Source organism: Salipiger mucosus DSM 16094 (genome assembly GCF_000442255.1).
In the GTDB taxonomy this organism is placed as follows: Bacteria; Pseudomonadota; Alphaproteobacteria; order Rhodobacterales; family Rhodobacteraceae; genus Salipiger; species Salipiger mucosus.
On the sequence record NZ_KE557274.1, the window covers coordinates 136,068 to 154,374 of the forward strand.

Below are 18,307 nucleotides of genomic sequence, written 5' to 3' on the forward strand. Positions count from 1 at the left end.
ACAGGGGCTTGCCGAAGCAGCACTTTTCTAAACACTCTTTTCGCGTAGCGTTGTTCGCAGTCCGGCCCGTTACCCTGCCTACTGTTGCCGGAGCACAGAACGATAACCAACAGGAGACCCCCATGACGCAATCGTACATGGACCGGCGGAGCTTTCTCTATGCACTCGGCGGCAGCGCCGGCGCGCTCGGCCTCGGCATGCCGCGCCGCGCCTTCGCGCAGCAGCAGACCGCCCGCATTTCCGAGGCCATTCACCTCGGCCTCTACATGCCCCTCTACACGGCCATCAACAAAGGCTTCTTCGAGGAGCAGGGACTGGGCAGCTCGCTGAAATCGGCCGGTGGCATCGCCCAGCCCGTGCCCGCCCTGCTGTCGGACTCCGCGGACTTCGCGGTCACCGGCACCGGCATGTCGATCAATGCAACCGCCGAAGGCGCGCAGATGGTGAACATCGCTAAGATCGCCGGGCAGATCTCCGTCTTCGTACTTGCCAAGCCGGGCACGACCTTCAACGGACCGGAGGACTTTGAGGGCAAGACGGTCGCCACGCTGAAATATCCGTCGAACACCTACACGACGCCCTACTACGCCATCAAGCAAGCGGGTCTCGATCCGGAAGCGGACGTGAACTATCTCCAGCTGCCCTTCGGTGCACAGCTCCAGGCAGTTGCGGACGGGCGCGCGGATTTCGCCACCGTCTTCGAATGGGACGCCTCCATCGGCACGACCCAATTCGATCTCGAGGTCGTCTACGCGCTGGGCGAGGCCCTCGGGCCGGCAGTCTTCTCCTCGACTTTCGTGACCAAGACGCTGACCGAAGAGAACCCCGACCTGGTGCAGGGCTACTGCAACGCCATCGCGGGCGCGGAAAAGCTGTTGCACGAGGACGAACAGGTCTTCGTCGACGTGGCCACCACCGAATTCCCGACGGTCGATCCCGCGGTCATCGAGGCGGCGCGGCCCCGGTTCTTCGGCAAGGTCCCCATTGTGCCCCGCAATCCCATCATCTCCGAGCAGGAATGGGACACGCTCATCGCACATGAGGACGGCGTCGGCACGTTGCGAGCGGATCTGCCGTACGAACAGATGGTTGACAACAGCTTCGCCGAGAAGGCGACGGAGGAGTTCGGCCTGTCATGAACGCCATGTACCAGTCGCGTCGGCATTCACTGCCGGCGCTTCCCGAAGCGGTTGAGTTCGATCCTGAATCCACGGCATTGATCGTCGTCGACATGCAGAACGCCTATGCCTCCGAGGGCGGATACCTCGACATCGCGGGCTTCGACCTTACCGGCATCGACAGCGTCATCGGCAACGTCGCCAAGCTGATGGATCTCTGCCGCGGCGCGGGGGTCCAGGTGATCTGTCTCCAGAATGGATGGGACCCGGAATACGTCGAGGCCGGCGGTCCCGCCTCGATCAACGTGGCGAAATCCAACGCTCTCCGCGTCATGCGGGAGCGCCCCGAACTGCAGGGCAAGCTCTTGGCGAAGGGTGGCTGGGACTATGCATTGGTCGATGGTGTGCAGCCGAAAGACGGAGACATCATCCTGCCAAAGCCCCGCTACTCGGGGTTCGTCAACACGGCACTCGATTCAATGCTCCGCACGCGCGGAATCCGGTCGCTTCTGGTCTGCGGCGTGGCGACCAACGTCTGCGTCGAGACGACGATACGAGATGCCTTCGGTCTGGAATACCACCCCATCCTGATGAGCGACTGCTGCCTCCAGGCAGGGCCCGCGTTCCTGCAGGAAGCGACCATCTTCAACACGCAAAAATTCTTCGGCTGGACCGCGACCCTGGACGCGCTGACCGAAACGCTGGCCGCCCCGCCGGCAGCGAACACCTAAGGAGACCCGTCATGTTCACACCCATTTTTCCCGAAGGCGCCCCCAAGCCCATCGCTCCCTTCGTCCCGGGCAGCAAGGTCGGCAATACGGTCTTCACGGCCGGAATTCTGGCGCTGGGTCAGAATGGCGAAAGCCTCTACGAGGGCGATATGAAGGCCCAGACCCGCTACGTTATCGAGGAGGTCAAGCGCGTGGTCGAGGCCGCCGGCGGAACGCTCGCCGATGTCTGCTACAACCAGATCTTCATCAAGAACCGCGCCGACTATGCCGCCTTCAACGAGGTCTACGCCGAATACTTCGGTGAGAACCCGCCGGCGCGGTACTGCATCATCTCGGAACTGGTCCGCGAGGAGCTGCTGGTGGAGATCGCGGCGACCGCCTACCTCGGGGACGCCTGATGGCCATGGCGACAGATATCGGCGAGGCCAAGAAACAGACAGCGGCGCCACCTGCCCCGAAAAGGCGACCTCGCAATTCGACAGGTCGCCTGCGCATCATGGCCTACCAGGTGGCGGTGCTCATCGCGATTGTCGCGGTCTGGCAAATCGGACTGTGGACCGGCACCCTCAAACCCTACGTCTACGGCACACCCTGGGGCGTCATGCAGGCATTTGCCGAGCAGATCGCCAACGGCACCCTGTTGCGGCACTTCTGGGTGACTGGCCAGGAAGTCATCATCGGGTTCGTGATCGGCTGTTCCCTGGGCAGTCTGTGCGGACTGATGCTGTGGCTTTCGCCGCTCTGGGCCAAGATCCTGCATCCTTACATGATCGCGCTGAACGGCGTTCCGAAGATTGCGCTGGCTCCGCTCATCATCGTCTGGTTCGGCCTCGGCATGGAGAGCAAGATTGCCATCGCCGCGATCATCACCTTCATCGTCGCCTTCCTGCAGGCCTACAAGGGCACGCAGGAGGTAGACCAGGACCTGATCAGGTTGATGAAGTCCCTCGGCGCCACGCAATGGCAGACGTTCCGGAAGATCGTGATGCCGGGAAGCGTCCCGTGGATCGTCTCGGCGCTCAGGCTGAACGTCGGCTTCGCCCTGATCGGCGCCGTGGTCGGCGAATACATTTCGGCCGAGGAAGGCCTTGGCTACATGGTCTACTACGCAGGCCAGCTCTACGACCTGGATTCCGTCTGGGTGGGCATTTTCAGCCTGATGTTCATGGCGCTCATCCTCGAAGCCGTCGTCGCACGGATCGAGAAAATGCTCGACATGGAGAAGTGAGAGATGCCGACAATTACCCTTCCTGACGGTGAAAGCCTTTACTACGAGGAACATGGCGAAGGCCGTCCGCTTGTCCTGGTGGCCGGGCTCGGCGGGGTCGGGTCATACTGGACCCCGCAGATCGAACCTTTCTCGGACAAGTTCCGGGTGATCATCCACGATCACCGCGGCACGGGACAGAGCAGCCGTTCCAAGATCACCTATTCGGTCGAACAGATGGCCGATGACACGCTTGCTCTCATGGATGCGCTCGGGATCGGTGAGGCCGATTTCATGGGGCATTCGACGGGCGCCTCGGTCGCACAGGTGATCGCCACGAAACAACCCGAACGGCTGGGCAAGATCATCCTTGCTTCGGGCTGGACCAAGGCGGACGGGTTCTTCCGTAGATGTTTCGAGGTGCGCAAGACGCTGCTTCTGGAGGCAGGGGTTGAGGCCTACCTGAAGGCCACACCGCTCTTCCTTAATCCCAGCTGGTGGGTCCGAGACAATATCGAGGCGCTGGAGCGCGGCGAAAGCGGCTTCTACAGCGGGCACCACGACCCAGATATCATGGCAAGCCGCATCGATGCGCTTCTGGCCTTCGATATGACGGCACATCTCGGCGAGATCACGCACGATGTGCTGGTCATGGGAGTTGCCAACGACCATCTGACCCCGGCCTACTTCTCGGAAGCCCTTGCAGAGGCGATCCCGAACGCGCGCCTATCGATCATGGCCGACGGCGGGCATGCCGCGAGCCAGGTCCTCCCGGACGAGTTCAATGCCATCGCCATGGAATTCCTGACGGGAGAGACCGCATGAGTATTGGCCAGGAAACAGTTCTCGAGGCCAACGAGGCCCGGGTCGTCTACAACGAGGACAGCGACAACCCGGTCGAGGCCGTGCGCAGCATCTCCCTCGATCTTCGCAAGGGCGAGGTGCTTGCGCTGGTTGGCCCTTCCGGCTGTGGCAAGACCACCTTGTTCAACGCTATCGCCGGACTTATTCCGCTGCAGGGCGGCCGGGTATCGGTCGGCGGGATCGAGGTCGAGAAAGCCAGTGGCCACGTCGGCTACATGCTGCAGAAAGACCTGCTCCTGCCCTGGCGAAGCGTCATCGACAACGTGACGCTGGGCCTCGAGGTCCGTGGCAAGCCGAAAGGCGAAGCCAAAAAGATCGCGCAGGAACTGATCGAGCGCTACGGGCTCGGCGGCTTCGAGCATTCGAAGCCGTCAGGGCTGTCCGGCGGGATGCGGCAGCGCGTGGCGTTGATGCGGACCCTGGCCTTCGAACCGGAGGTGATCCTTTTGGATGAGCCGTTCTCCGCGCTGGATTTTCAGACCCGGATCCTTCTACAGAGCGACGTGAAACGGATCATCCGCGAAGAAGGCAAGAGCGTCATCCTGATCACCCACGACATCGGTGAAGCGATTTCCATGGCGAACCGGATCGTGGTGTTGACCAACCGCCCAGCCACGGTGAAAACCGTGCACGAGGTGCCATGGGGGGATGAGGTAACCGACCCGGTCGCCGTGCGGGACCGGCCGGAATACCAGGAGATGTTCTCCACGATCTGGCAAGAGCTGGAACTCACCAACGGACAACAGGGCAAGACCATGAAAGGCGCAGCCTGATATCGTTGATCCTGGCCCAGTGACGAAGTCGGGCCAGCGAGAAGGGAGGGGCGTTCCCCTCCCTTCTTCATTTCGTTCCCTTACCCATGATCAGGCTCTCCCGATGTCCGGCACATAGATATTCTTCAAAGGAATGAGTGACCGATACCGCGGAGACAGCTTGGGGTAGTTGGCGAGCAACATCTCCACGAAGCCTTCGCCATCCACGAGCCTCAGCTTGGGCCGGTTCCGTTCAAGATCCGTCGCAGCGAGGCTGAACGCCCCGAGACAAACAAAGAGCCCATACTCGCCTTCGCCAAGGGTGCCCAGAAGCTGGTTCACATCCGGCCCGCCGATCTTGTCCAGCGACATCATGGTCCTGTCACCGGAACCGCTCGCGCTGACCCCGAGACCGGACAGCCGGATTGCCGAGGCGCTGGGCGCAGAGGGCCCAAAAATGTGAAAAGGCGGGCTCTCGATGAGAGACCCGCCGCAGCAGCCGAGGCTGTTCTTGGAAGACGACCGGGCTGTAACAAGGCGACGAGGCCAAGCCAGGGAGCACCGATCATAACGCATAGGATAAATAGCGAACGGACCAGCTCTTTGCAACCGGTCCTTCCTGTTCTTACTGACCGTCGGAAGTTTTCTTGCGGGCGAGCCCGCCGGTCGCTTCGATGGACTCCATGGTCGCAAGCACGGTGGCCAGTCTCTTCTCATCCGGCGGATGCGTGCCCCAGAAGCTCAGCGCACCGTTTCCGAGGCGCTTCTCTTCCGGTCGCGCGAAAAACCGTGCGCCCTTGACTGGATCGTAGCCGGCCGCCCGTGTGATCGCCGTGCCGATGACGTCGCTCTCGAGTTCGTAGGTCTGCGAATAGGCCATCTTTCCAATGCCGGCTCCGGCATCCATGCTGTTCTGCAGCGCTCGCTGCTCGCCGCCTCTGTAGCGGTAGGGGTTCGCCGCATTGGCTTGCGCCTGGCCGTAGGCCGTCATTGCACCCATGATGAGCGCACCGGCCATCGCCTGTTGCTGCTGCTTGTGCTGGTGCTGACCGATGTGATGTCCCATCTCGTGTCCGAGCACGAAAGCCAGTTCGTCGGGGTTCCTCGCATCCTGGATCATGGCAGGCGTGAAAGCCACGACGGGCCGCCCGGCATCATCGTACGTCTGGTAGGCGTTCTTGCCGGGAAAGGACCTGTCGATCCGGATCAAGATATCGCAGTTGAAGTTCTCCTGCTCCGCGGTCTCCTGGCGGCAAAACCTTTCCGCTACCGGCTCGACACGGGACACCACACGTCGGAACTGTCGGGTCGACAAGGTGCCAGACAATTTCCGACCAGATTTCGCTGTCGCCGGATTCTGCTCCTCGGCGAACATGGCCTGGGCCGCGCTGGCGTGGCCCTCCGAAGCCTCGGGCAGATCATAGGTCGTGCCGCAGGCCGCCAATAGCCCGAGGGCAAAGGCAGCAATCACCCCTGGCCCGGACTTCTTCAAAATTGACAAATTCATGGTCCCTCCCTTTCGTACTTCACTTGCAACCAACACTATTTTTTGGCTCACCCTTTTGCCCGGGTGATTGCCTTTTTTGCTCCAGCCTGCGACGTTCCTTGAACAGGCGGCTCTGGAGCCGGACCCGTATGGTCCTCACCGACCTGGGCCCTCATCAGCCTAAGCATTTCAAGAGAAATGTCTTTCTGATCGAAGACCGCGACCCCGACCTTGGCGATGCCGACTTGAACCAAACCTGCGACAGTCACTGAAATTCCCCAAAGAACTCCCAGGACTCCGAGGGCGCCAGGGCTTTCAGTAGTCCCCAGCCCGAAGAAAAAAAGCAGAAGGCCACACCCGGCCGCGACGAAGCCCAACACCTGAACAAAAGCCAGGATTGCCCGCCCTTTAGAATTCGACTTCTTGTACATCCAATTTACGCACCGCCAATATCGACACGCCTGAGCGTGATCCAGGAAATCCTCAAACTCAAGCCTGATTTGTCCCTGATCGGCTATGAAGTCATTGTATTCCGGCGTCACCCGGCCCGCCGAGCGATAGCCGTCTTTGCACGCCCAAGCGAGCTGAATTTCGTGCCCAGCGCATGCCACTGCCCGCCGTGATAGGACACTTCCACGCCCTTATAGATCTGGTTGCTCCGTTCCGCTGGAGGAAAGGTGGACCCCGCATCCCCCACGATGACCGGATCCTCCAGGGCATTTTCAGGATCGGAGGCATCTGTCGGGCCATCGTGCATTTTGAGCATTTTCAGGATCTCGATGGAGACACTTTTCTGATCGTAGGTCACGACACCGATCCTGCTCCCACAGACCAAAAGAAGGCCTCCAACCATTGAGGCCATGCCCAGGATGATCTCTTGCGAGTTTCCCGCGGAGACGGCCGTGCCTGCCACGCTAGAGTTCGTGAAGCCCGATAGAAGAGAGAGCACTCCCATCCCAGCCAAAACCCATCCCGAAGCCCCGATGGCTTCCAGAACAAATCGGCCTGTCGCATTCCGTTTCTTGTACATTTATTCAACTCGCACCTCAGTTCTGCCGCATCCTGAGTTATCTTCTCTGGACATGCAACCAGGAGACGACAGGACAATTTCGCAAACACGCCTTCCGATTATTGGGCCCTCACAAGAACCGGTCTGACCAGCCACGCCACCAAGAATTAATCAGCAAGAAATTGCCACCGGGTACCACCCGGCGCATGAAAACACTATCCTTACATGCCCGCGCCGGCCTGCGGCAAACCGTCAAGATCGGCATGCTTGCCGGAACCCTCGCGCTCGTTGGAGCCTGCACTACTCCCACGCAACCTGAAATCTCCCTCCCGCGAACGGCTCCAGAGACGATCCATCTGACGAAGTCACGCGCAATGTTCGCTCGGAATCCTGAACTCAGGAGCTGCTCCCGGTATCAGCAAGCCTACCAGAACGCCGGATGGCCAATGGGTGACAACCTGGCCACGGTCAAGAAGATCGACCGCATGGTTCATGACCGTTTCGATTACCGAAGAGAGGACAAGGACGTCTGGGATGCCTACCCGGAGACATTGCTGTTTTCCCACGATCACGTCGATGGCGACTGTGACGATCTGGCAGCAACGGTGATCGCGATGTCACTTTGCGCAGGCGTTCCGCGGAGCAAGCTGGGACTCGTCATCACCTCATCGGACTGGGACAACCTGGACAGTATCTCCGACCACATCCTCGGTTTTTACCAGGACGACAACGGGAAGTTCTGGAGTATCGGCGACACCAAGCGCAGAACGACCCCGCTTCATCACAACATGGATCGTGTCAGCCACTGGCTGTGGCTCGATGACACCCGTGCTTGGCGCAAGAACGATCCCCGAGTCGGGACCAAGATACACGTCGGCGACCGGCCGGATTCCTGACGCCCTACGGCCTTTTGTTCGCGGGATCCGGCCGGACACACTGGATCCCGCTATTCAGCCTTCGGTGGCCTCTCCCAGCCCTGCCAGGCTGCGCGCCCGGTTAGGAGTCTGCTCCAGCGCGGCCTCAAAAGGCGCGGGCGGCGGCGTCGGGTTCGCCCAATTCCAGCAGAAGATCGCCAAGGAGCTCGCGGGCGGGCAGTACATGGCCCGGAGTGACGGGCGCCTTCCCCACCGCGTCCTCGGTCTCTGCAGCGGTTGTCATCAACTCTCGCGCTCGAGCTTCGTCCCCCTCGGCAAGGGCGACCCAGGCCTCTATCGCGCCAGCCTGCGCGTCGCCAAGCGTGACCCAGTAGCCCATGCCGCGTTCGGTCATCATCTCCCTCAGCCCGGCCAATTCGTCGAGTGCCGTACGCGCGGCGTTCAGATCCCCGGAGCGGGCCGCTCCGATCCCCACGGCGAACCAGCGCATCCCGACGGCCTGGGGGTAGCGCTCCCATGTCAGTGCCGGGTTCATCGAAGTCGGCAGGCCGGCGGCAGCGGCCCAGTCGCCGGTCTCGAGCGGGAGGCGAGCCGGTGCCGCCGCCATGGCATAGGCCGAGCCGAAGCTGTCCTGCAGGTTCAGATGTGCGGCGAGGTCCTCCAGAAGACCCATTGCAGCCTCGACGTTGCCGGCCTGCAGGTGGGCATAGATCGAATAGTCGATGGCGTGGGGGTAGTGATCGACGATTGTCTCGCCCTCGTGTTGTTCTAGCACGGCGGCAGCACTGCGCGCGTTCCAGTCCGCCGATTCAGCCCAGAGCCCGAGGCGTGTGAAGATGTGCGACGGCATGTGCAGCGCGTGCGGCACCTTGGGTGCGATACTGTCGTAGGCGCGCGCAACCTCGAGCCCCATCTCGGCGAGGGCCGGGTGGTCGTAGGCGTGGATCGCGTAGTGGTAGCCGCCGGGGTGCCGGGGCGCCTCGGTCCTCAGGGCGTCCATCCGCTGACCCGCGTCCCGCAGCTCGGGCACGGCCTCGGCGCCGCGCGGGGCGACCGTCAACTGCGCCAGCGCGTCGAAGGCAGCAGCCTCGATGTCGTCGGGGTAGGCGTCGTATACGGCGCGCTGCTTCTCCGCCCAGGCGTCCAGCCGTACGGGGAAGGACAGATCTTCGCCGGAGTAGAAGGCCTTTACGGCCCCGACATAGGCCTGTTCCCGCTGCGTTCCGATCTGCATCCCCGAGAGCATGTCCACCGCGGCCTTGCCCGCCGCCATTTCGTCCGGGGTCGGGCCTCCAGGCCAGAGCGGGTGAAAGTTGGTCATGGCGATGCCCCATTGGGCCATCGCGCAATCCGGGTCAGCCTCGGTCGCAGCGCGGAAGGCACTGTCGGACTGGCGGTACATCATGTGGTGGAGCAGAAGGAGGCCGATTTGGAAGGCGGCCTGCGCCTGCTCGTTGCAGGATGTCTCGAAATTGACCTCACCGAGCGTTGCCGGATCGAGCTCCTCCAGCATCGCGTCGAGAGTATGAGCCCAGCCCGGTGCACCTGCCAGCGTCAGCACTCCAGCTGCGGCAGTCGTTTTGAGCAACGTGTTCAGCATTCCTGATCTCCCTGGTTCGCCGGGTCCCAAGATCGTGCGGCTTCGCCGGTGGACCGCGGTATGTTATGGTTTGAGCAAAGGCGGTGGCGATGCGAATTCTCAAACGAAATGCCATGAAATCTTCTGAAATCCGGCTCGGGCCGATGATGGTTGACCGACAGACAGGGCGCCTGCGGGACGCTGGAGGTCAGGAGGTCCAGCTGCGCCATATGTCCCGCGAGGTCCTGATCTTTCTGCTCCAGTACAAGGGCGAGGTCGTCAGCCGCCAGGCCTTGGTCGAGGCCGTGTGGAAGACGCGCTCAACTTCGGACGACACGATTGCCCAAACCATCGCCGACATCCGCCGGGCGCTGGGTGACCGCAGCAAGCGGATCATCGAAACCGTCCCGCGCGTAGGCTATAGGCTGGCCGCCCCGCTCCGTAAGGACGCGCCTTCTGCGCGCATCGCCACCTCGTGGGAGGAAACGGTCGCCAAGGGGCCGGATCCGCAGCAGGATGTTGCGCCGGTCATTGCTGTCCTGCCGTTCGCGGACTTGGGTATCTGCGGCTACCCCTCCGCTGCACTCCGGACCTCATTGGCCGAGGCGATCATCACTGACCTGGCCCGCCATCCCGAGATGGTCGTGCTGACACGTGTGACACTAACGGATTTCGGGACTCAGCTGCGGGCGGATTACCTGGTTACCGGTACGCTGTGCAGCGACGGCCACCGCGCCCGCGTCGGTCTGCGCCTTGTCGTCGCCGAGGCGGCGGAGTGCCTCTGGGTGGACGAAATGGATTTCGACCTGAGCGAATTCATGCAGGTGGTCCGGTCGATTGGGCGCCTGGTCGCCAACGTCGTCGGGGCGAAGATCATCGGCCGTGCCGAGGCTCGCATGGATCGCGGCGAGCTCAGCGCGATGCTGATCGAGAACGCGGCACGCAGCCGGATGCTGAGTTATCCCACACAAGAGGCCTTTCATCGCAATATTCACGAGCAGGACATTGCGCTTGACCGCTACCCCGACTCGCCCTGGGGTCATCTCGGCCAGGCGCTCGCCCTGCGGGTGGGGATCGAGTCCGGGTGGATGGGAGGCGACCTTCAGGCTGCAAGTTGCCGGGCCGACGAGCTTGCCGTCCGGGCGGTCACTCTGAACCAGGAGAACTACCTCGCCTACTATGCGCTTGCCCGGACGCTGTCGGGTAGGAACGAGATGGACCGCGCGTTGTCCGCCCTTGAACACGCCGCCCGGTTGAACCCATCCTCCACGCTGGTCCTGTCCGGAATGGTCAGCCCTTTGCTCGGCTTAGGCCGGACCCGACGAGCGCTGGAGGTGTTAGCGGCTGCGGAGCGGATCAACCCGTTGGGTGTCGGTGAGCTGGCCTACCAGAAGGCGCGCACATATTGGCAGATGGGCGCGCCGGACAAGGCACTGGCGTCTCTTGCCGCTGCGCCCAAGGACACGACCGACCACCTCAAGCTCGCCGCCGTGGCCCATGCCGAGCTCGGAAACAGGGTGGCCGCGCGCGCAGCGCTGATGCGGGTCAAGGCAAAGAACCCGGATTGGAGTGTGGCCCGTGAACGCCGCGCTAAGCAGGCAACCGACATGGTCCCGGCACGACTTCATTCCTGGCTGGCGCGGTTGGCCGAAGCGGAGATGCCTGCCTGACGGCCCCCCGAAAGTCGGCACTGTGATCCTGGGCCGGCATTTCCCATCGTTCAACTCAGTGAACGGTGAGCCTCGGCTCGTCTCGCAGAGTCTCCTGCATCTTGGGAAGCAGATCTTTCCACCCCTCGCTCCAAGTGATCTCATCAGGAGATTCCGCCTTGAAATCGGCGTTGTGCGGATACTCCAGCAGCATCGGCTTGTGGCCGGCTTCAAGCCCTGCCAGGGCATTCTTGTAGTTGTCCTCCACCCAGATCGACGCCGGGAACCGAGACAGCGTATCGAGTTTGCTGATGCCACGCGAAAGGCAGTGGATCTCCTCGAATACATCGTCGAACACGTCGAGCAGGTTCTGCTCGCGACGCGCGATGCAAACAGGATCCTCCGAACAGGAGGTCACCACGATCAGTTCATGCCCGTCATCGACAAACTGTCGGACCGCTTCTTGAGCGCCTTCGATTGGCTCGAGAAAGCCGAAGTCCGACGAGCGTTCGTTGAACTCCGCGATCATGTCCTGGATCGCAGCATTCTCCATGCCCGTCCATGCCCCGAGATCCCAGTTGCACGGCCGCGGCCCGTTGGTCTCAACCCCCGTGTCTTCCTGAGGTAGTTGCGCAAGCCCAGCGCCCAGTTGAGCAGGACGTCGTCACAATCGAATAGAATTTTTGCCATCAGGCATCTCCCTTCAAGATTTCCTGTATCTGTTTTGCTCGCGCCTGGTACGTGGATACGATCTCGTACACGGACCGGCTTCCGGACCGGCGCACGCTGTCGTAGAGGCGCTCGGCCTGACACCGCGTGAGGGCGTCAGGCGCCATGGCCGCAACGACGTCCTCTTTCAAAGCCTGTTGTCTCAGGTCACGCATCTCGTCGGGATCGTCCCGATGCCCGATGTAGGCCGCGAAGGACCGCTTGAGCCGCACGCCAAGGAACATCTCGAGCATGAGCTGGGTATTCCTTTCCCAGACGGGGTCTGCCCAGTCCGATACGTCTTCCACTTTGTCCTGACTTGGACACATGAACATCTTCACCTGAGTATTCTTTCGGCCTTTTTCGTATCTATACTTTATCTATTCTGTGTATGCAACCGGAGGGCCTTCCCATGTCACGTACTCCGGAACAGAGCGAAGAACAGATGGGCGCCACCCTTCCAGTGACCACGCCCTTCATCCATGTCACGATCTCCGACAATCTCGACTCGATCCGGGAGATTGGCCTCACCGCGCGGCGCGGTGAGCGCACCAGTGCAGGCAACGACGAGGAAGGCGTCTATCTTTTCCCGGACCTGCAAACGGCCGAGGATGCCATCGTTAACTGGCTTGGTGACGCCTTACCGGATGACCAGGACATTGCCCTTCTCGAAGTCGACCTGGACGAAGCCATGTGCGCACATCTTGGCCGCAGCGACGCCGACTATGAGCTGATCTACCGCGGAACGATCCCGCCCGGCGCCATCAGGGTTCTTCGTGTTGAGCCTGCCTTGGAGCCGCCGTCTCCGTGAAACGGGTCGGGCCGGCGGTCAACTCGCCCGCTGAGGGACGCGTTGCCAATGCCATTGCAAGCTTGCACCATGGCGGCGGGATCATGTCGGAGGGAAGATGGCGACGAAGGAAGACATCCTCGAACAGATCGTCGAGGAATACCTGATCCACCGCGGGTATTTCGTGCAGCACAATCTGAAATTCCTGCCGCGGCGCGATCATCCTGATTTTGTCTCGAACAAGGACTCCAACCACTCAGACATCGACGTGGTGGGCTACCACCCGACACTCGATGGGCCCGACAAGGTGATGGTCGTGAGCTGCAAGAGCTGGCAAAGCGGTTTCCATCCTGCGTCCGAGATCACGGCCATCGAACAGGACAAGACGTTGCGCGGTCGAAAGGCGTGGCAGGCCTTCCGGGAGCTGACCTCGCCCAAATGGTCGGAAGCGTTCATGCAGACGATCTTGGACGCGACAGGGACCGGAACGTTCACCTATGTCACGGCTGTCGCGAAGGTTCGTGGTGACCGGGCCGCCTGGGAAAGCTACCAACCGTTCATCGACGCGCTGGACGGGAACCCGATCCGGATCCTGACCTTCCGCGACATGGCGCTCGAGATCCAGGCCAACCTGACGACAACGCTCGCGGCAACGGAGGTCGGTCGCATGCTGCAGATGTTCCAGGCGGCCGGCCTGAGTATCGCCGATGACTGAGATGCAGGCCGGTCTCCATATGCTTCGCATGAGACTGACCGATCTTTACGACATGCGCGACCTCGATGACGACGAAGAGATGCTCTTCCACGCAGTGAGCGACGACGCCCTGGAGTTCGATTTCGAGGTTCGCACGATGCCGGCAGGCCAGATCACCACGGTGAAGACGGCCCTGGGAGATCTGACGGTGGTCGAGGCCATGGAGGCACTTGCCGAGGACTGGCAGCACGAGCTCATCGCGTTCAAGCGCGAGAACTTCGACGAAGACCGCGTCGTCATCCTGGAAGACGACCGCATCATCGACGGGAACCATCATCTGGTGGCAGCCCACCTGGAGGGCCGGGATCTGCGGTACATCCAACTCACCGATGCGCCGGAGCCGGCCCCGCCGAGGCCCTGATTTCTCACATGGCCAGTGCGTACTGGTTTTCGATCTCCCATCCTGTATCCGGATCCCAGCGCCCGGGGTTGGGGCCCTCGTCATTCATGTAGTCGACCACCGGAGCCAGGAACTCCCTGATTTCGAGCTGGCACTGTTCGAAGCTGGTGGCATCCAGCTTGTTCTTGTTGATGAACACCTGCCATTGCTTCCTGAAATTCTCGGCATTTTCAGGATCCGTGTCGAGAGCAGGGATTTCATCCAGGGGCGGCATCGAGAACCCGAATTTGGCGCAGGACCGCTCGAGGGCGGTCGCGACGATGTCCGCGTCGAAGTCGGACAGGGTCCGGAACGTCTGGATATCGAAGAAATCCTTCAGTCTGCTGTTGGACCTCCCGTAGTAGACCATGGCGCGAAACTTCTCCGAGATCGACGTCTCGATAGGGTACATCTCCAGTTCGACGTCACCCTCCTCCTTCAGCTGACCGGGGAAATTCACGGTCTTCAGCTCGGGAGTGATGGCGTTCTCGTAGCCCACATCGATGCGCACGCGAGCCTTCCCCTTGCCGACCCATGCATCGAAAGAGACCTTCGCACCCGAGATCATCTCGCCATCGGTCCGATCCTTGTCCGGATTGATATTTTCGATGTCGAACGTAACGCCATCATCATTTTCTCCAAGATCGACAGCAGAGATATCCCGCAGGGCGGATTTCAACTCCTCCAGGCTGAGTTCCTTGGCACCATGCAGATCGACGTCCTGCGTTGGCCGGGAAACGTTGCCGGTGATCGGGATCATCATCATCCCACCCTTCAAAGCGAAGAAATCGCTCCATTCGGACTGCGCCAGCCGGCGCAGGAAGCCCGTGTAAGCGTATTGCTCAATTACCGCCGGTATGAACCGACCATCTTTCTTGGCTGTGTTCTTGAGCTTGTCATAGCGAGACATGCCCAGGTTACTGTTGACCTTACCCATGGGAACCCCCTGAATTTCCTCAGAAGGTGTCCGCGGGCATGCAAGACGCATGTCTGATGGATTGGAAGACAGAAAGGCGTCCTAAGAATCAGGATCCTGTCACGGAACAATTTTCCCCAAACCCAATGCCCGGGATACACCGGGGCCCAGCATCGGGCCCCGGAAAAGAGATCACATGGCCGGCGCGGCTGCCGCATCCGCCTCGCGCTTGAACTTCAGCGTCCCCAGCCGGCAGGCTTCGTCGTCGACGTCCGTCCTGGGCCCCTTGAAGACCGGCTGGTAAAGCGATCCGCCCTCGTAGGCGTAGAGGTACTCGACCTCGATCAGCTGACCGGCCTCCGGGAACTGCTCCACGCCCTGCGGAATGGTCACGTTGCCGACCTCGATCCAGTCGTCACCATCCAGCATCTCGAGGCGCACGGAGGACTTCTCGCCGTTGCGCGCCTTCACCCGGGCCGTACAGCTCTCGATGTACTTCATCTTGAAAGCCACAGGCTGCCGGCCCTCCGCGTAGACGCTGTCTGCAGGGCGCAGGACGTAGCCCTCGGCACCCGCGTCCCGCATCCTGGGTTCCCGATCCCGGAAGAACTCGGCGGCCGGAACGGGAACATCGAATTTCACAGCCGTCAGGCCGAGTTGCTGCGCGGTGCTCTGCAGACCCGCAAGAACGTTGGACCGCACCCTGAAAGTCGAGACCCCTTTCTCCACCTGGGGATGCTCGACGACGTCGAAGACGACCAGGTGATCGCCCATGTCTTCGGCGTCGAGGACGAAGCCCTCCGGAAGATCCAGGAACAGGGCCTGCACGTCGTCCATCACGGGTTGACGAACACCGACCTCGAGGCCGTTGCGGTTCGCAAAGTGGATTCCGTCGGGACCGGCAATTACGCCGCGGCGTTCGCCATCGTGTTTCTGCTGCGCCAGCCACTCTCCGTCCAGACCGGAGGCTTCTTCGTGGGAGATCGCCGTCAGCAGCATGGGCCGGAACGCCGTCTTGCGGCCGGCATTCTCACCGCCGGCAAATGCGGCTCCCGTCACGTCTTCGGTGTATCCCTTCCGGGTCTTGGAGGCCACGGTCTTGTCGTAGAGCTTGACGGCAGAATCGTAGCTGATCGCCTCCTTGGTCTTTTCGGCATTCTTCAGCGCCTTGCCGCGGCGCCCGTTTTGCGCGAAGACGCGCCACCCGTCACCGTCCTGAACGAGCTGGACCCGGTACTCCTTGTCCGAACTGCCTTCGGTGAGGAACAACGCGATGGATTTCTCTTCCATGAAACACTCCCTGTTGCCCCTACAGAATAGATTGGGGGCGCGCCCGCTTCAAGGACAAAACGCCGCCGGTTGCTCCTGATCGGTGAACCCAAAGTTTTTCTGGCGGCTCTTGATGATCAGATCGAATTGCTCGGCCTGCCCGAACTTCGCTGCCATGGAAATCAGCTTCGCAGGGCTGCTGCCTTCCTGCCCAAAATACATGGATACGGCTTCCGTCACGGATTCCTCATCAATCATCAGGGTTTGATCGTTTCCGCCATTCAAGGGGCTGTACCGCAGGAGATCCACGAGTGTTCGCTCCCTGTTCGTCATCCGAACGTCGACGCCCTTGAAGCTCGCCACCGTTTCTACGCCGATTTCCAGGGATTCCTCCTGGCGCCACCGGATAAACTGGACGGGTTCGTTCTCAAACCTGCTTGCGCCGCGGGCGTGAGGAACCCCCACCTGGACCTCGGGAACACCGATGTCGATGCTCATGTCATGCCACTGGGCCGCCGAATAGAGGCAGATCGCGGCTTCCGGTCCGCCCAGGACGCAAGCTTTCGCAAGCTCTTCCAGAATGTATTCACGCTCCTCGATCTCCGCAGGCACAGAGCTCTTTGCATGGATTTCGTCAACGAAGTAGTGACCCCGAACCATGGAGTGGATATGTCCGCCCTCTCGAAGACGCCGCATGACCCTGCGGCTGATCCCCATGTCTTCAAGTTCCCGAGCGCTGTATACTTGTCCATCGCTCATGAGTTCGATACCCCGGCGCATCTGAGGGCCCATTCTACATTCTCCTTATCGGCCTGCATCAAAGATAATACGTGGACAGCAAGGAAGACAAGAATAATTCGGGCCCCGCGTCATCCGCGCAACCTGCCCTATCATTCCCCAGGAAAGAAAACGACTACCTCTGAAAGCAGGTATTCAACTTTTCCAAAACATGCTCATTTTGACAAAAACACATTAGCCACTGGGGAGCAGCCCCGGCGCATAGCACATCAGGCGGAGGAGCGTCATGTCGAAGAGAATGGAATTGAAGAAACGAATGAGGAACGAGCTTTCAAAGCTCGATGATCAGGTATCCAGCCATCAGTCTCGCCTTGAGAACTTGGCAGAACTTGGTGCGGATCACTGCGAATCCGGGCATCGTTCCAAAGCGGAAAAGCTCCTGGGCCAGGCAGAAGACACGCTGAAGAAGGCCCATCACTGCACGCGGGTTGCGACCCCGGACACGGTCAAGATGTTCCGGCGCCATGCGATTGCGGTCGTGGCCAAGGTACGTGAAGCCGATCAGTTCATGGATGCCTTCGAAGAGGAGATCAGCCCACCTTCGACTGGCATGACCCCCTGAACAATTCGCTTATCTGTTCTTGTTGCCACACACTGAATCGGCTATTCTTTCTCATCATCAGGAGAAAAGAATGCCCAAGAAGCATGCCCAGTCGGCATCGCCCGTGGAAGGTCACGCCTCGGAAAGTATCTCTGACACGCGGATCTCGGAGCTCGAGGAAAGCATCGAGAACGCGCTTCAGGCTGCTTCAGAAACCCAGCCCAGCTGGAAGCATCGCTGTCATGCGATCCTGAACGCCCTCGGTTACAACTTCGGGGATCCCGATTGGGAGATGCCCGACGAGGCTCGGCAAAAGACCATGCTCATCGGCGCACTTCTCGGTGCGCTGAAAGATGTGCCTGCCCGACGATCCGTTCGGTGACTTTTCCGAACACGGCGTGCTGGTCGGCTTCGGTAGAATGGTTCCGATGGCTGCCGAGATCCGAAAATCGTCGGAAGGCCGCTTTTCCGTCCAGGTGGACGGCGTCCACCTGACACAAGACTGGCACACACTCGCGCTGGCAATGGAGGCCGTAGAAGTGGTTCACCAGGGAAAGGCCAATGCGGCCCTTCAGGAGCGGGTGGACGAGCCTGGCGGTCTCCGTCGTCCCAAGCTGGTCTGGCGCGACAACGAAGCCCGGACCCCGATGGGCCTCTTTCGTGTTCACGGCGAAACCGACGACGAACAAAACTTTGAATTCTTCTGGCGTGCGGAAACACAGGATGGCGTCCAATCCGACCACCTCCCCTACCGGAGCCGACAGGAAGCTCGTGCCGCCGCAAACAGGTACTTCTGTCGGACACTGGCCGGTTGCTTCGCGCTGGGCGAGGCGCCGCTGGATTTTTCTCCAGTCGGTGGATCTGGCTGACGCCAGACAGCGA

The 18,307-nt window shown here is 61.0% G+C and carries 24 protein-coding genes; 14 read left to right on the top strand and 10 right to left on the bottom strand.

Annotation, left to right across the window (positions count from 1 at the left end; all coding sequences use genetic code 11):
• Positions 1 to 122 precede the first annotated feature (122 nt).
• The 6 genes from SALMUC_RS06805 to SALMUC_RS06830 are packed head-to-tail and all read left to right on the top strand — an operon-like array spanning position 123 to position 4,693.
• Positions 123 to 1,139, top strand: a complete 1,017-nt coding sequence (locus SALMUC_RS06805; protein WP_020042351.1) for an ABC transporter substrate-binding protein — start codon at positions 123 to 125, stop codon at positions 1,137 to 1,139.
• Complete coding sequence (locus tag SALMUC_RS06810; protein ID WP_020042352.1) at positions 1,136 to 1,849, top strand: isochorismatase family protein; 714 nt, start codon at positions 1,136 to 1,138, stop codon at positions 1,847 to 1,849. Before SALMUC_RS06805 ends, SALMUC_RS06810 begins: the two co-directional genes overlap by 4 nt.
• Positions 1,850 to 1,860: 11 nt before the next feature.
• A complete protein-coding gene (locus tag SALMUC_RS06815) occupies positions 1,861 to 2,247 on the top strand; it encodes a Rid family hydrolase (protein ID WP_020042353.1) in 387 nt (128 codons plus the stop codon).
• A gap of 5 nt (positions 2,248 to 2,252) precedes the next feature.
• Positions 2,253 to 3,077 carry an ABC transporter permease gene (locus tag SALMUC_RS06820; protein WP_198014512.1) on the top strand — a complete coding sequence of 275 codons (825 nt, stop codon included), beginning with the start codon at positions 2,253 to 2,255 and terminating at the stop codon, positions 3,075 to 3,077.
• Between the two features lie 3 nt (positions 3,078 to 3,080).
• The gene (rutD, locus tag SALMUC_RS06825) at positions 3,081 to 3,881 is read left to right on the top strand and encodes a pyrimidine utilization protein D (RefSeq protein ID WP_020042355.1); all 801 of its coding nucleotides are present in this window, start codon (positions 3,081 to 3,083) and stop codon (positions 3,879 to 3,881) included.
• Entirely contained in the window at positions 3,878 to 4,693 is an 816-nt protein-coding gene (locus SALMUC_RS06830; RefSeq protein WP_020042356.1) for an ABC transporter ATP-binding protein, read from the top strand. Before rutD ends, SALMUC_RS06830 begins: the two co-directional genes overlap by 4 nt.
• Positions 4,694 to 4,783: 90 nt before the next feature.
• Here SALMUC_RS06830 and SALMUC_RS06835 read toward each other — a convergent pair whose 3' ends face one another.
• The 4 genes from SALMUC_RS06835 to SALMUC_RS29600 all read right to left on the bottom strand — a co-directional run bounded on the left by SALMUC_RS06835 (position 4,784) and on the right by SALMUC_RS29600 (position 6,966).
• A complete protein-coding gene (locus tag SALMUC_RS06835; RefSeq protein ID WP_020042357.1) occupies positions 4,784 to 5,047 on the bottom strand; it encodes a restriction endonuclease in 264 nt (87 codons plus the stop codon).
• 250 nt (positions 5,048 to 5,297) lie between these two features.
• Positions 5,298 to 6,179 (bottom strand): M48 family metalloprotease, encoded by an 882-nt coding sequence (locus SALMUC_RS06840; RefSeq protein WP_020042358.1) that lies wholly within the window; start codon positions 6,177 to 6,179, stop codon positions 5,298 to 5,300.
• A 47-nt stretch (positions 6,180 to 6,226) separates the two neighbouring features.
• Positions 6,227 to 6,700: a hypothetical protein gene (locus SALMUC_RS29595; protein ID WP_020042359.1), complete on the bottom strand. Its 474-nt coding sequence runs from the start codon at positions 6,698 to 6,700 to the stop codon at positions 6,227 to 6,229.
• Positions 6,697 to 6,966, bottom strand: a complete 270-nt coding sequence (locus SALMUC_RS29600) for a hypothetical protein (RefSeq protein ID WP_021119953.1) — start codon at positions 6,964 to 6,966, stop codon at positions 6,697 to 6,699. Before SALMUC_RS29600 ends, SALMUC_RS29595 begins: the two co-directional genes overlap by 4 nt.
• A gap of 647 nt (positions 6,967 to 7,613) precedes the next feature.
• On the opposite strand from SALMUC_RS29600, the gene SALMUC_RS06850 reads away from it, so the two are divergent.
• A complete protein-coding gene (locus SALMUC_RS06850; RefSeq protein ID WP_020042361.1) occupies positions 7,614 to 8,063 on the top strand; it encodes a transglutaminase domain-containing protein in 450 nt (149 codons plus the stop codon).
• 124 nt (positions 8,064 to 8,187) lie between these two features.
• Here the strand turns inward: SALMUC_RS06850 and SALMUC_RS06855 are convergent, their stop codons facing one another.
• Positions 8,188 to 9,642 (bottom strand): tetratricopeptide repeat protein, encoded by a 1,455-nt coding sequence (locus SALMUC_RS06855; protein WP_021119954.1) that lies wholly within the window; start codon positions 9,640 to 9,642, stop codon positions 8,188 to 8,190.
• Positions 9,643 to 9,731: 89 nt separating this feature from the next.
• Here SALMUC_RS06855 and SALMUC_RS06860 point away from each other — a divergent pair, with 89 nt between their 5' ends.
• Positions 9,732 to 11,291 carry a winged helix-turn-helix domain-containing protein gene (locus tag SALMUC_RS06860; RefSeq protein WP_021119955.1) on the top strand — a complete coding sequence of 520 codons (1,560 nt, stop codon included), beginning with the start codon at positions 9,732 to 9,734 and terminating at the stop codon, positions 11,289 to 11,291.
• A 55-nt stretch (positions 11,292 to 11,346) separates the two neighbouring features.
• Here SALMUC_RS06860 and SALMUC_RS06865 read toward each other — a convergent pair whose 3' ends face one another.
• Positions 11,347 to 11,919 carry a 5' nucleotidase, NT5C type gene (locus tag SALMUC_RS06865; RefSeq protein WP_281168845.1) on the bottom strand — a complete coding sequence of 191 codons (573 nt, stop codon included), beginning with the start codon at positions 11,917 to 11,919 and terminating at the stop codon, positions 11,347 to 11,349.
• 40 nt (positions 11,920 to 11,959) lie between these two features.
• Positions 11,960 to 12,319 (bottom strand): hypothetical protein, encoded by a 360-nt coding sequence (locus tag SALMUC_RS06870; RefSeq protein WP_020042365.1) that lies wholly within the window; start codon positions 12,317 to 12,319, stop codon positions 11,960 to 11,962.
• Positions 12,320 to 12,390: 71 nt separating this feature from the next.
• Here SALMUC_RS06870 and SALMUC_RS06875 point away from each other — a divergent pair, with 71 nt between their 5' ends.
• The 3 genes from SALMUC_RS06875 to SALMUC_RS06885 all read left to right on the top strand — a co-directional run bounded on the left by SALMUC_RS06875 (position 12,391) and on the right by SALMUC_RS06885 (position 13,883).
• Positions 12,391 to 12,789, top strand: a complete 399-nt coding sequence (locus SALMUC_RS06875) for a hypothetical protein (RefSeq protein ID WP_020042366.1) — start codon at positions 12,391 to 12,393, stop codon at positions 12,787 to 12,789.
• 97 nt (positions 12,790 to 12,886) lie between these two features.
• Entirely contained in the window at positions 12,887 to 13,483 is a 597-nt protein-coding gene (locus SALMUC_RS06880; RefSeq protein ID WP_020042367.1) for a hypothetical protein, read from the top strand.
• A gap of 28 nt (positions 13,484 to 13,511) precedes the next feature.
• The gene (locus SALMUC_RS06885; RefSeq protein ID WP_156883407.1) at positions 13,512 to 13,883 is read left to right on the top strand and encodes a hypothetical protein; all 372 of its coding nucleotides are present in this window, start codon (positions 13,512 to 13,514) and stop codon (positions 13,881 to 13,883) included.
• 4 nt (positions 13,884 to 13,887) lie between these two features.
• On the opposite strand, the gene SALMUC_RS06890 is transcribed toward SALMUC_RS06885, so the two are convergent.
• The 3 genes from SALMUC_RS06890 to SALMUC_RS28055 all read right to left on the bottom strand — a co-directional run bounded on the left by SALMUC_RS06890 (position 13,888) and on the right by SALMUC_RS28055 (position 16,878).
• Positions 13,888 to 14,838 carry a nucleotidyl transferase AbiEii/AbiGii toxin family protein gene (locus SALMUC_RS06890; protein ID WP_020042369.1) on the bottom strand — a complete coding sequence of 317 codons (951 nt, stop codon included), beginning with the start codon at positions 14,836 to 14,838 and terminating at the stop codon, positions 13,888 to 13,890.
• Between the two features lie 171 nt (positions 14,839 to 15,009).
• Positions 15,010 to 16,107 (bottom strand): WGR domain-containing protein, encoded by a 1,098-nt coding sequence (locus SALMUC_RS06895; protein ID WP_020042370.1) that lies wholly within the window; start codon positions 16,105 to 16,107, stop codon positions 15,010 to 15,012.
• 48 nt (positions 16,108 to 16,155) lie between these two features.
• Positions 16,156 to 16,878, bottom strand: coding sequence for a type IV toxin-antitoxin system AbiEi family antitoxin domain-containing protein (locus SALMUC_RS28055; RefSeq protein ID WP_020042371.1), 723 nt, complete (start codon positions 16,876 to 16,878; stop codon positions 16,156 to 16,158).
• Positions 16,879 to 17,110: 232 nt separating this feature from the next.
• Here SALMUC_RS28055 and SALMUC_RS06905 point away from each other — a divergent pair, with 232 nt between their 5' ends.
• From SALMUC_RS06905 to SALMUC_RS06915, 3 genes are all read left to right on the top strand, one after another.
• Positions 17,111 to 17,446 carry a hypothetical protein gene (locus tag SALMUC_RS06905; RefSeq protein WP_020042372.1) on the top strand — a complete coding sequence of 112 codons (336 nt, stop codon included), beginning with the start codon at positions 17,111 to 17,113 and terminating at the stop codon, positions 17,444 to 17,446.
• A gap of 70 nt (positions 17,447 to 17,516) precedes the next feature.
• Positions 17,517 to 17,807, top strand: a complete 291-nt coding sequence (locus tag SALMUC_RS06910; RefSeq protein WP_020042373.1) for a hypothetical protein — start codon at positions 17,517 to 17,519, stop codon at positions 17,805 to 17,807.
• On the top strand, positions 17,779 to 18,294 hold the full coding sequence (locus tag SALMUC_RS06915) for a hypothetical protein (protein ID WP_020042374.1): 516 nt from the start codon (positions 17,779 to 17,781) through the stop codon (positions 18,292 to 18,294). Before SALMUC_RS06910 ends, SALMUC_RS06915 begins: the two co-directional genes overlap by 29 nt.
• Positions 18,295 to 18,307: the final 13 nt, after the last annotated feature.